Source organism: Catellatospora sp. NPDC049133, assembly GCF_040648455.1.
In the GTDB taxonomy this organism is placed as follows: Bacteria; Actinomycetota; Actinomycetes; order Mycobacteriales; family Micromonosporaceae; genus Catellatospora; species Catellatospora aurea.
Window position 1 is genome coordinate 51,086 of the sequence record NZ_JBEZDT010000022.1, and the last position, 12,201, is coordinate 63,286.

The window sequence follows — 12,201 nt, forward strand, 5'->3', positions numbered from 1 at the left end:
GCCTCAGCGGACCGACCGGCTTTTGCGGCCTACACCATCGCACACGTCCGCGTGCCTTGGCGATACCCGGCGCGATCTTCGTGCGCCGTCCCTGCTGACGGGGGCAATCCGCCCGGCGGAGGGCAGCAGCGCTCCGGGGGCTGTTCGTCTTGTCAGCGTCCGAGTCTACCCGACAGCGGCAATCAGGAAATATGTCGCAATTCTCGGTGAGCCGACTCGGTCAGCGGAATACCGTCCAGCTCAGCCGGGGTGAACCAGCGCGCCTGCGCGGTCGACCCGCCGACCGCCTCGGTGACCGACGGCACTGTGGGCTCCGGCACCTCCACCCGGAACACGGCCCGCACGGTGTACCAGTCGTACGGCTCGCCCTCGGGGCCCATCGCGGCGGGATTGTGCGCCGAGTTCACCCGGAGCAGTTCGGTCACCTCGCCCACCTGCCCCGACTCCTCGTAGATCTCGCGCACGAGGCCGATGGCCGGGGTCTCGCCGAAGTCGGTGCCGCCGCCGGGCAGGTGCCACTTGCCCGCGCCCGGGTAGTTCTCCGCGATCAGCGACAGCAGCACCCGGCCGGCCGGGTCGGTGACCACGCCGTACGCCCCGAAGCGGGAGACCTTGCGCCCGCCGCCGAGGTGGCGGCCGTTCGGTCCCGTCTCCCCCGCCTCGTCGGGCTGGGCGGGGCGCTGCCCGCTGGCCGGGCCGGTGGCGTCCAGCCCGAGCGTGCGCGCCGCGAACGGGATCAGGTCCAGCGAGCCCAGGCGCGACGGCTCGATCCACGCGGGCAGGTCGGACGTGCCGTCGGCCTCCACGGTCAGGTCGCCGCCGGTGACGGTCATGTCGTAGATGATCCGGTCGTGGTGCAGCAGCACCCCGCGCCACGGGAACTCGACCAGGTCCGAGGTCACCTCGCGCAGGCCCGCGATCCGGGCGGTCAGGCCGGTCTCCTCCCGGAACTCGCGGACCACCGCCTCGGCCGGGTCCTCGCCGTGCTCCAGACCGCCGCCGGGCAGGAACCAGACGCCGGGGAAGTTGGACTTGGCCGACGAGCGGACCAGCAGTAACCGGCCCTGCTCGTCGTGCGCTATGCCGTAGGCCCCGATACGCCGCCGCTTCTCCACGCCTGCTCCTTGCCGCGCTCGTCGGCGGCTCGCCCGAGCGTCACGATTCGCCCGCTGCCCCCGCTCACCAGGACAGGCTATCGGGCGCGCCCGACACGACCGCCGCGTGCCACGGCCGCCCCCGTGGCACGTCCGGCCGGTGCCGCCCGGACCCGCCGAGCGGCGGGCCCGGGGCAGGTCAGGCTGCGTGCCGGGTCAGCGACGCCGCCTTCAGGGCCTCGGCGGTGACCTCCGTGACGTCTTCCGGGCCGAGTTCGCCCAGCTCGTCGGAGGTGACCCAGCGGGCCTCGGCGGTGGAGCCGCCGACGTCGTACACCTTGGGCTGGGTGGCCCGGTCGACGCGGACCCGGTAGAAGGCCCGCACGCCGTGCCAGTCGATGGGGTAGCCCTCCGGGCCCAGCGAGGCCGGGTCGCGGTGGCTGGCCACGCCGAGCAGCTCGCCGAGCCGGCCGCGCTGGCCGGTCTCCTCGACCAGTTCCCGGATCAGGGCGACCCCGGGCTGCTCGCCGTAGTCGGTGCCGCCGCCGGGCAGGTGCCACTTGCCCGCGCCGGGATAGTTGGCCGCGATCCGGGTCAGCAGCACCCGCTGCAGCCGGTCGGTGACCACGGCGTACGCCGCGAAGCGCTGCGCGCGGTGCAGCCCGTCGGGCCCCGGCGCGGCGAAGAAGGACGGGAAGTCGGGCACCTCGTCGGGCAGCAGGTCGATCGCCGCCTCGGTGATGCCCAGCGCGCCCGCCGTGAACGGCCGCAGCGGCAGCTTCGCCGCCTCCTCGGGAGTGAACCAGCCGACCAGGTCGGTGGGCTGGTCGACGCGCTCCCGCAGCGCGCCGCCGCGAACCCGGGCCGCGTAGATGACGCGGTCGGTGTGGATGGTGACGCCGCGGTGCGGCAGCGCCCGCATGTCGGCCAGGACGTCGCGCAGCCCGGTCACGGCCACGCTCAATCCGGTCTCTGCGGCGGTCTCCCTGACGACGGTGTCATTGGGATGCTCGCCGTGGTCCACTGCCCCGCCAGGCAGGGACCACACGCCCGGTGTTCCGGACTGCATCGAGGCCCGGACCAGGAGCACCTGGTCGGTCTCGTTGGTGATGACGGCGTATGCGGCGATCCGCCGCAACGGCTCCAGCGCGGTGGTCACGAGAAACCATTCTCCCCCGGCACGAAGATCACGACAAGATGTCCGATTTTACGATCATGTTTACACCGTTAAACGATGGTTTGTACCGGCCGTTCGGCCTACCCCAGAAGTGATCAAAGGCCCCACCCGGTAAGGGTGAGGCCTTGATCAGAGAAAAGCGGGATTCACTCCCATTCGATGGTGCCCGGCGGCTTGCTCGTCACGTCCAGGGTGACCCGGTTGATCTCCCGCACCTCGTTGGTGATGCGGGTCGAGATCCGGGCGATGAGGTCGTACGGCAGCCGCGACCAGTCGGCGGTCATCGCGTCCTCGCTGGAGACCGGGCGCAGCACCACCGGGTGGCCGTAGGTGCGGCCGTCGCCCTGCACGCCGACCGAGCGCACGTCGGCCAGCAGCACCACCGGGAACTGCCACACGTCGCGGTCCAGCCCCGACGCGCTCAGCTCCTGGCGGGCGATCAGGTCGGCCGCGCGCAGGATGTCGAGGTTGTGCTGGTTGACCTCGCCGATGATGCGGATGGCCAGGCCCGGACCCGGGAACGGGTGCCGCCAGACCATCTCCTCGGGCAGGCCCAGGCTCTGGCCCAGCGCCCGCACCTCGTCCTTGAACAGCATGCGCAGCGGCTCGACCAGGTCGAACTTGAGGTCGTCGGGCAGGCCGCCCACGTTGTGGTGGCTCTTGATGTTGGCGGTGCCGGTGCCGCCGCCGGACTCCACCACGTCCGGGTAGAGCGTGCCCTGGACCAGGAAGCGCACGTCGCCGGCGGTGGCGATCTCGCGGGCCGCCGCCTCGAAGACCCGGATGAACTCCCGACCGATGATCTTGCGCTTCTGCTCGGGGTCGGTGACCCCGGCCAGCGCGCCCAGGAAGCGCTCGGTCGCGTCGACGACCTTGAGCTTGATGCCGGTCGCGGCCACGTAGTCGCGCTCGACCTGCTCCGCCTCGCCCGCGCGCAGCAGGCCGTGGTCGACGAAGACGCAGGTCAGCTGGTCACCGACGGCCTTGTGCACGAGCGCCGCGGCCACGGCCGAGTCGACGCCGCCGGAGAGGCCGCAGATCACCTCGGCATCGCCGACCTGGGCGCGGATCGCGGCGACCTGGTCGTCGATGACGTTGCCCATGGTCCAGACCGGCTCGATGCCGGCCACCTCGTGCAGGAACTTCTCCAGCAGGCGCTGGCCGTACGGGGTGTGCGCCACCTCGGGGTGGAACTGCACCCCGGCGAAACCGCGGCTGACGTCCTCGAACGCGGCGACCGGGGCGCCCGGCGAGGCGGCGGTGACGGTGAACCCGGCCGGAGCGGCGCTCACGCAGTCGCCGTGGCTCATCCACACGTCCTGGCGCGCGGGCAGGCCCGCGAAGAGCACGCCCGCCTCGGGCTGCGCCTCGACCACGGTGCCGCCGAACTCGCGCAGGCCGGTGTGGCTGACCGTGCCGCCCAGCGCGGCGGCCATCGCCTGGAAGCCGTAGCAGATGCCGAACACCGGCACACCCTGCTCGAACAGCGTCGCGTCGACCTGCGGAGCGCCGCGCTCGTACACGCTGGACGGGCCGCCGGACAGGATGATCGCGGCAGGGTTCTTGCGCATCATCTCCTCGACCGGCATGGAGTGCGGCACGATCTCGGAGTAGACCCGCGCCTCCCGCACCCGACGGGCGATCAGCTGGGCGTACTGGGCACCGTAGTCAACCACCAGGACGGGGCGAGGCGTCGTCATGACGTCAATCTTAGGGTGCGACGCAGGTCACCCCACGTAGTGGACCCCGTCCGGGTACGGGTACGGGTTGGGCTTGCAGCCCTGCAACGACTTGGTCTGCTGCTGCATCACCGGCGCGAGCTTGCCGCTGCCCGGACAGTTGACGTGGCCCTTGCCGAGAAAGTGACCGACCTCATGGTTGATCACCATGTGGCGGTACACCTCCATGTCGGTGAACCCGTCCGCGCCGTTGGTCCAGCGCCGCAGATTGATCACGACGTTGTCGCCGTACCGGCAGGAGAAGATGCCGTTGGTCTGCAGACCCGCCTTGGCGCAGAGCCGGTCGGTGGTGCCCGGGGTGGACAGCATGATCCGGAAGTTCGAGGCGGCGCCCGGCGCGACCCGCTGGAAGCGCCACTTCTTCGAGGCGATCCAGCTGTGCTCGTCGGCCAGCACCTCCTCGACCACAGCCGCGAACCCGTCCGGTTCGAACGCGGTGATGCCCTCCTCCACCTGCACCTGATACCGGCGCAGCGTGCCGGCGTCGCCGACGATCGGCGAGCTGCCCGCCGCGGTGACGAACGTGCCCTCGCCCCGCTCCAGCACCGCGGCGTTCTTCGTCGGCTTCGGCGACGGCTTCACCGACGGCGACGGCTCCGCGGCCGAGGGCTCCGCGGACGGCATCGCCTGCGGCGACGCGGCCTGCTGGAACTGCGGCTGTTCGGGCTGCTCGGACGTGCCGCACCCGGCCAGGGCCAGGGTGAGCACGGCGACCGTCGTCATACGAGCGGTGAAGATCCTCCCCATGGCGATCACCTTAAGTGGGCAGACCGTTCCTGTGGAGGTAGTCCCGCGCCCAAACCTGCTCGACTCCTTCGGCGAACGCGCCACCGGGCGGGTCGGAGGTCCAGACGTGCATCATCTCCGGCACGGTGACCGCCACGGCCAGCGCCGGGCAGCCGCCGTACGGGGTGACCACGCCGATGCCCGGCGGCGCGACCGACAGGCACAGGTTGTGCGCGTGCCAGCGGGTCACCGGCCCGCCCGGATCGGGGCCCGCCGCACCGGCGCGCTCCATCACGAACACCACACCGAGCAGGCTTGCCCGCCCGTCCTCGATGGCGAACACCAGCATCTCCGGGCGGGCCGGATCGAGCACGGCTCCGTCGGCCTTGAACCCCGGATGCTCCAGGTGCACATCGGTGCCGGTCCGGCCGGTGATCGGCAGCCGGTATCCGGCGGCCAGGGCGTCTGCCAGGCGGGCGAACCGGCGCATCGACTCCCTGGTCGCCGACGCCAGGCGGGCGGCGGCCGCCGACTGCGCGGCGGTCGGGTGGTGGTCACCCGGCAGCGGGCGCATGATGACCCCGGCCTGGGCACGGGCCAGGTGCTCGTGACCGCCCGCGTGGCTGTGCCCCACCGCCGGGGCCTCTTCCGCGCTCGCCGCCGACCCGGCCGACTGGTGTGCCTGGAGCGTCGACAGCCAGATGACCAGACCGGTCAGCAGCACCCCGGCGACCGTGGACGTCGAGCCCAGCCCACGCAGCAGTCGGCGCGGGCGACCCGGAACCCGTTGCGGCACGGCGGCCAGCCCGAACGCGACCAACTCCACCAGGGCGGCGGCGATGCCGACCTGGTCGGCCTCCTCACCGCCCCGGAGCAGCACGATCACGTAGCCGAGCAGGTTCAGCGGGACCAGCAGCACCGTGCCGGTCCGCCAGCCCCGGCGGCCGGTGAAGGCCAGCCACGCCAACAGCCCGTAGCCGATGCCGCTGCCGAGGAAGCCCACGGTCAGCAGGGCACTGTCCCGGTGGCCCAGCGGCAGCGCCAGGTGCACCGCGCCCGCCGCGCCGAGCAGCACGAACGACCAGCGCGGCACCGGCCCGGCCGGACCGCCCCGCAGGAACGGCAGGAACAGGCAGGCCACGATCCCAGCGGCCAGCGCGGCCGTGTGCTCCGGTGCGATACCTGTGAGCAGCGACTCCACCGGATTCATCCGGCCACCCCCGGTGCGGCCGGTTCCGGCTCCGGTTCGATCAGCAGGCGTACGCAGGTCACGGTCACCGCGACCGGCAGCGCCACCCCGGTGAGCAGCCCTGTCAGCGTGGGTGTGAAGTCCAGTTGCGGCAGCGCCCCGGCCACGACGCTCACCGCGAACCCAGCCAGCGTCAGCAACTGCAGCGCCACCACGCCGATCAACGCGCCGCGCCGCCCGCGCACCACCAGCGCCGCGAACACCAGCGTCACCGCCGCCTTCGTCATCGGCGCGAGCGCGTAGAGCGGGTTGCCGCCCATGAACAGCAGCTCGCCGAGCATCGCCAGCAGGCCCGCGCCGACCTGCACCAGCAGCAGCACGTACACCACGTCGGCGCGCCCGGGCTCTCTCCGGCGGCTCTCGTCCACCCGGTCAGGCTGGGGCGTGCGCATCGCGTTCAGGTCACGGTCAGGTGATTTTCCGGTACGGCTCGCCCAACGGCGGCCGCCGATCCGGCTCGCCCTTCACCGGCCACGCCGCGAACGCCCGCTCGGCCTGCGCGGTGATGGTCAGCGACGGGTTCACGCCCAGGTTCGCGGCGACCGCGGCCCCGTCGGCGACGTGCAGCCCCGGATGCCCGAAAACGCGCTGGTACGGGTCCACGACCCCGTGTTCGGGGTCCGCCCCGATCACGGCGCCGCCCAGGATGTGCGCGGTCAGCGGGATGTCGAGCACCTCCGGCAGCGCCCCGCCCGGCAGCCCGCCGATCTCCTCGGCCAGCAGGCGCACCGCCTCGTTGCCGGCCGGGATCCACGTCGGGTTCGGCGCGCCGTGGCCCTGCGTCGAGCGCAGCCCGCCGCGCCGCAGCCGCACCGTCAGCGAGTTGTCCGCCGACTGCATGACCAGCGCGATGATGGTCCGGTTGGACCAGTCACGCACCGACATGGCGCGCAGGTACGCGAACGGCCACCGGAACATCGCCGCGGCCCAGCGCCGCCCCCGCCCCGGGCCGCCGTCGGTCAGCGCCGACTGGAGCAGCCCCATCGAGTTCGAGCCCTTGCCGTAGCGCACCGGCTCGATGTGGGTGCGCTCGTCCGGATGGAACGAACTCGTGATCGCCACACCCTCGGTGTACTTCAGCCCTCGCTGACGGGCCTGGCCGGGCAGCACCGTCGCGCCGACCAGCGACTCGGAGTTGGTCCGGGTCAGCGCGCCGAGCCGGTCGGACAGGTGCGGCAGATCGCCGGCGGCCTTCATGCCGTGCAACAGCCGCTGCGTGCCGAGCGCGCCCGCCGCGAACACCACCTGCCCAGCCTCGATCACCCCGCCGCCGGCCGCGCGCCGCCGCCGCCCGAACCGCGCCCCGGTCCGGACCAGCTCCACCCGGTAGCCGCCGCCCTCGACCGGCTTCACCGCGGTGACCGTCGACATCGGGAAGATCTGCGCACCGGCCTTCTCGGCCAGCCACAGGTAGTTCTTGACCAGGGTGTTCTTGGCGTTGTGGCGGCAGCCGGTCATGCATTCGCCGCAGTGCAGGCAGCCCGCCCGCTCGGGGCCCGCGCCGTCGAAGAACGGGTCGGGCACGGACTTGCCCGGCATACCCAGGAAGACGCCGACCGGGGTCGGGTGGAACGTGTCGCCGACGCCCATACGCTCGGCGACCTTGCGCATCGCCTCGTCGGCCGGAGTGGTGCGGTTGTAGACGGTCACGCCGAGCATGCGCTCGGCGGTGTCGTAGTGCGGGGCCAGTTCGGCCTTCCAGTCGGTGATGTCGCGCCACTGCGGGTCGCCGTAGAAGGCGTCGAGGGGGCGGTACAGCGTGTTCGCGTACACCAGGGAGCCGCCGCCGACGCCCGCGCCGGACAGCACCAGCACGCCCGCGCCGTCGTGCCCCTTGTCCGGGCGCAGCAGGGTGATCCGCTGGATGCCGTAGCAGCCCAGCGCCGGGGCCCACAGGAAGCGCCGCAGCCGCCAGCTCGTCTTCGGGAAGTCCTGGTCGGCGAAGCGCCGCCCCGCCTCCAGCACGGCCACCGAGTAGCCCTTCTCGGCCAGCCGCAGCGCCGCCACACTCCCGCCGAACCCCGAGCCGATCACCACCACGTCGTAGCGCATGCCGCGATTATTACCGGCCAGTTAACTTCGCGGAAGAGCCGCGCGCTCCCCTACCCGGCTCCGCCTCCGGGGCATGATCGCCGTTTCAGGTCAGGAACCGGGGTCCAACCCGACTTCCTGACCTGAAACGGCGATCTTCCCGCTTGGTGGCGGGCCGCCGGGGCGGTCAGGGGGTCGGCGGGCGGTTGTAGCGGTCCATGGCGGCCTTGTTGGTGGAGGCCTCCTGGAAGACCAGTTCCCAGGGGCCGGTGTTGACGTCCATCTCCTTGCCGAACCCGACCCACTGACCCGCCATGCGCCGCCCGGTCGGCTCGACCAGCAGCTGGATCGCCCCGTGGTAGCGGGCACCGCGGTAGTAGCCGTCCACGGCCGTCTGCTCCACCCAGGTGCCGGTGACGACGTTGCCGTCCACGGTCAGATCCAGGGTGAGCGGCGAGTCCGAGGAGCCGGGCAGGCTGCGCACCGTGAGCCGGTCGCCGTGCTGGAGCACGACCACGTAGTGCACGCCGACGAAGGTCCCCTCACGACCGCTGGAGTGGTACTCGTACCGGCTGAGCCAGATGCCGGAGTGGTTGGCCCCGGACGCCGCAGCGGCGCGCGGCAGGCTCGGCAGCGCCTGGCTCGGGATGACCGTCGGGTCCACGTTCACATTGCCCATGCCGTCACCACCAGCAGGCGGGTTGGGCACCGCGAGAGAGAACCCCAGGGCACTGATCGGCAGACCGGTGACGACCTCTAAGGCACGGGCGTACGTCGGCCGCGGAGTGACGATGACGCCTGACTCCCAACGCTGGACCAGCCGTTTGTTGGCATCGTTGGGCACACCGGCCCGCTGCCCGGCGTCGCGGATGGCGCGGGCGAAGTCGTCCTGGCTCATGAGCATGCCCATGCGCACGGCGCGCAGTGTCGCGTTTGGAGCCGTCATACCAGAACCATACGCCGATGACGCCGAAATGACGCCCCGGATGTCACCGGATCGACGTCCCGACGGACGCCGCGCCGCTCGACCGCCCCGCCATACCGTGCCCGCATGGACGCACCGCTGGCCGAACCGGAATTCCTCAGGTACGCCGAAGCTCAGGCCGCCTACGGGCACCACCTGCTCGCGGTGCACCGGCGAGACGGCACGGGCTGCTGCACGTCGTGCGGCCGACCCCATCCCTGCGACCGGCGCGTCCACGGCGGGCGGCTCATCGTCCACTACCAGGATTGGGCCGGTCACGAGCCTGCCCCGAGACGGCCGCATCGCCGCACCTCCGGATGAGACCCGGGCGCGGGTGGCACCCATGGCTCGCACCCTCAGCCCACCCGCGCCCGTCCACACTCCCGAGAAGGACAAGATCGCCGGTAGCGGTCATAAGCTCGGGTGGAACTCCAGTTTCTGACCGCAAACGGCGATCGTGGCGGAAGCGCCGGACGGCGCGGAGGTCACTGGGCGGGGCGGCCGGTTTCGAAGAGCCACTTCTGGAAGAAGTCGGTCAGGTTCTGGCCGCTGACGCGTTCGGCGAGGGTGATGAACTCGGCGGTGTTGGCGTTGCCGTCGCGCTGCTCGGTGGCCCAGGTCTTGAGGATCTCGAAGAACTTGTCGTCGCCGACGAGCTTGCGCAGCGCGTGCAGGGTCATCCCGCCGCGGTCGTACACGCTGCCGGAGAAGATGTTGTCCGCGCCGGGCGCGCCGGGGGCGATGTCCCAGATCCGGTTGCCCGGGTCGTCGTACCGGGAGTCGAACTCCTCCTGGATGGTGGACACGCCGATCTTCTCGCCCCACATCCACTGGGCGTAGGTCGCGAAGCCCTCGTTGAGCCAGATGTGCTCCCAGCGCTCCACCGACACGCTGTCGCCGAACCACTGGTGGGCCAGCTCGTGGGCGACCACGACGGTGTTCTGCCCGCGGCTCCAGAACGCGTTCGAGTAGACCGGCCGGGTCTGCGTCTCCAGCGCGTAGCGCACCCGCTCGTCGTCGATGACGATGCCGCCGTACGCGTCGAACGGGTACGGGCCGAAGTACTGCTCCAGGAAGTCGGTGATCTCGGTGGTCTTCGCCATGGCCTCGTCGATGTCGCCCTTGGGCAGCGTCTCGGCGATCGCGGTCAGCACCGGCTTGCCCTTGTGCACGCCCTCGACGGTCCGGTAGTCGCCGATCACGAAGGTGGCCAGGTAGGGGGCCATCGGCGAGGTGACCTTCCAGCGCCAGCTGGTCCAGCCGTTCGCGGTGGACTTGCCTTCGAGCAGGCCGTTGCTGATGGCGTCGAGGTCACCGGGCACGGTCAGCTCGATGGCGTACAGCGCCTTGTCCTTGGGGTGGTCGTTGACCGGGAACCAGGTGGTCGCCGACTCGGGCTCGCCGAGGGTGAAGGCACCGTCGGGAGTGGTCAGGAAGCCGGTGATGCCCAGGTCGGGGGCGGTGATCGCCTTGGGCACGCCGCCGTAGGTGACCACGGTGACGAACTGCTTGCCGGACGCGACCGGGACGACCGGCGTGATGATCAGCTCGTCGCCCTGCCGGGTCGAGGTGGCCGCCACACCCTCGACGGTGATCTTGTCGACGGTGAGGCCGTGCAGGTCGAGGTGGAACTTCGACAGGTCGGTGGTGGCGGTGGCGGTCATCGTGGCGACGCCCGCCAGCTTGTCCGTCGCCGGGTCATACTTGATCTTCAGGTCGTACGCCGAGACGTCGTAACCCCCGTTGCCGTAACCGGGGAAGTACGGGTCGCCGGCCCCGGCCAGGTTGACCGGCACGGGAACCGGAGCGGGGAACTCCTGCGCGCCCGCGCCGCTGAACAGGGGCCGGGTCTGGCCCGAGCAGCCGCCCAGCAGCGCGGCCGTCACCGCTGCCGCCACGACCCACGTACGCCTGACCATGCGACCTCCCGCCGTAGAGCCTCCACCCTAACCGCCGCCGCCGAAGCGGGGCGGCGACTCGGCCCGCAACGACGACGAAGCCCCGCCGAGCTGCGTACAGCAGCGGCGGGGCCTCACTCGGTCGATCAGTTGTCGAGCAGCAGGCCGACCTTCTGGAACTCCTTCAGGTCGCGGTAGCCGCACTTGGCCATGGCCCGCTTGAGGCCGCCGAACAGGTTCAGCAGTCCGTCCGGATCGGTGGCCGGGCCGTAGAGCACCTGCTCCAGCGTGCCGAGCGGCTCCGGGGTCAGCCCGATCGAGCCGCGCGGCAGCTTCGGGTGGCTGGCCGACGGGTGCCACCACAGGCCGTTGCCGGGCATGCCCTCGGCCAGCGACAGCGGCGCGCCGAGCATGACCGCGTCCGCGCCGCAGCCCAACGCCTTGGCGATGTCGCCGGAGGTGTGCAGGTCACCGTCGGCGATCAGGTGCACGTACCGGCCCCCGGTCTCGTCGAGGTAGTCGCGGCGGGCCGCGGCGGCGTCGGCGATCGCGCTGGCCATCGGCACCTTGATGCCGAGCACGGCGTCGCTGGTGGTCAGGTGGTCGGCACCGATGCCGACGATGACACCCGCCGCGCCGGTGCGCATCAGGTGCAGCGCCGTCTGGTAGTTGGTGCAGCCGCCGACGATGACCGGCAGGTCCAGGTCGGCGATGAACTCCTTGAGGTTCAGCGGCTCGTCCACCGTGGAGACGTGCTCCGCCGACACGATGGTGCCCTGGATGACCAGCAGGTCCACCCCGGAGTCGAGGATGACCGGGGCCAGCGCGAGGGTGTGCTGCGGGGAGACCCGCACCGCCACGGTGACGTTGCCGCCGCCGTCGCCCGCGAGCGCCCGCATCTCGCGCACCCGCTCCGCGATCAGCTCCGGCTTGATCGGCTCGGCGGCGTAGAGCTGCTGCAGCCGGGCGGTCAGGTTCTCGTCCTCGCCGGCCTCGGCCAGCGCTTCGAGCTGCTTGCGCGGGTCCTCGTACCGGGTCCACAGGCCTTCGACGTTGAGCACGCCCAGCCCGCCGAGCCGGCCCAGCGCCACCGCGCTGGCCGGGCTCATGATGGCGTCGGACGGGTGCGCCACGCACGGGATGCCGAACTTGTACGCGTCGAGCTGCCAGTTCGTCGAGACGTCGTCCACATCGCGGGTACGGCGGCTCGGCACGATCGCGATGTCATCCAGGTGGTAGCCGCGCTGGGCGGTCTTCCCCATGCCGATCTCGACGATGTCACGCACAGTGGGTCCTCTCCGCGGTTCGCTTAAGCATGCAGAC

11 protein-coding genes are annotated in these 12,201 nt (G+C 71.6%); 1 reads left to right on the forward strand and 10 read right to left on the reverse strand.

The window, feature by feature from the left end:
- Nucleotides 1–182: 182 nt before the first annotated feature.
- The 8 genes from AB0B35_RS24285 to AB0B35_RS24320 form a co-directional block, all read right to left on the reverse strand.
- A complete protein-coding gene (locus tag AB0B35_RS24285; RefSeq protein ID WP_361049191.1) occupies nucleotides 183–1,115 on the reverse strand; it encodes an NUDIX domain-containing protein in 933 nt (310 codons plus the stop codon).
- Nucleotides 1,116–1,293: 178 nt separating this feature from the next.
- Nucleotides 1,294–2,253, reverse strand: coding sequence for an NUDIX domain-containing protein (locus AB0B35_RS24290; RefSeq protein ID WP_361049193.1), 960 nt, complete (start codon nucleotides 2,251–2,253; stop codon nucleotides 1,294–1,296).
- Nucleotides 2,254–2,417: 164 nt separating this feature from the next.
- Nucleotides 2,418–3,971, reverse strand: a complete 1,554-nt coding sequence (guaA, locus tag AB0B35_RS24295) for a glutamine-hydrolyzing GMP synthase (protein ID WP_361049195.1) — start codon at nucleotides 3,969–3,971, stop codon at nucleotides 2,418–2,420.
- A gap of 27 nt (nucleotides 3,972–3,998) precedes the next feature.
- Nucleotides 3,999–4,757 (reverse strand): DUF3152 domain-containing protein, encoded by a 759-nt coding sequence (locus AB0B35_RS24300; RefSeq protein WP_361049197.1) that lies wholly within the window; start codon nucleotides 4,755–4,757, stop codon nucleotides 3,999–4,001.
- A 10-nt stretch (nucleotides 4,758–4,767) separates the two neighbouring features.
- Nucleotides 4,768–5,946 (reverse strand): hypothetical protein, encoded by a 1,179-nt coding sequence (locus AB0B35_RS24305; RefSeq protein ID WP_361049199.1) that lies wholly within the window; start codon nucleotides 5,944–5,946, stop codon nucleotides 4,768–4,770.
- Complete coding sequence (locus tag AB0B35_RS24310) at nucleotides 5,943–6,353, reverse strand: hypothetical protein (RefSeq protein ID WP_361049201.1); 411 nt, start codon at nucleotides 6,351–6,353, stop codon at nucleotides 5,943–5,945. The genes AB0B35_RS24305 and AB0B35_RS24310 overlap by 4 nt, the downstream gene beginning before the upstream one ends.
- 40 nt (nucleotides 6,354–6,393) lie before the next feature.
- Complete coding sequence (locus AB0B35_RS24315) at nucleotides 6,394–8,037, reverse strand: GMC family oxidoreductase (protein ID WP_361049203.1); 1,644 nt, start codon at nucleotides 8,035–8,037, stop codon at nucleotides 6,394–6,396.
- 166 nt (nucleotides 8,038–8,203) lie between these two features.
- Nucleotides 8,204–8,962 carry an XRE family transcriptional regulator gene (locus AB0B35_RS24320; RefSeq protein ID WP_361049205.1) on the reverse strand — a complete coding sequence of 253 codons (759 nt, stop codon included), beginning with the start codon at nucleotides 8,960–8,962 and terminating at the stop codon, nucleotides 8,204–8,206.
- A gap of 105 nt (nucleotides 8,963–9,067) precedes the next feature.
- On the opposite strand from AB0B35_RS24320, the gene AB0B35_RS24325 reads away from it, so the two are divergent.
- A complete protein-coding gene (locus tag AB0B35_RS24325; RefSeq protein WP_361049207.1) occupies nucleotides 9,068–9,301 on the forward strand; it encodes a hypothetical protein in 234 nt (77 codons plus the stop codon).
- Nucleotides 9,302–9,465: 164 nt separating this feature from the next.
- Here AB0B35_RS24325 and AB0B35_RS24330 read toward each other — a convergent pair whose 3' ends face one another.
- Both AB0B35_RS24330 and AB0B35_RS24335 read right to left on the reverse strand, forming a co-directional pair.
- On the reverse strand, nucleotides 9,466–10,899 hold the full coding sequence (locus tag AB0B35_RS24330; RefSeq protein WP_361049209.1) for a M1 family metallopeptidase: 1,434 nt from the start codon (nucleotides 10,897–10,899) through the stop codon (nucleotides 9,466–9,468).
- A 125-nt stretch (nucleotides 10,900–11,024) separates the two neighbouring features.
- Nucleotides 11,025–12,164 (reverse strand): GuaB3 family IMP dehydrogenase-related protein, encoded by a 1,140-nt coding sequence (locus tag AB0B35_RS24335; RefSeq protein ID WP_360539549.1) that lies wholly within the window; start codon nucleotides 12,162–12,164, stop codon nucleotides 11,025–11,027.
- Nucleotides 12,165–12,201 lie beyond the last annotated feature (37 nt).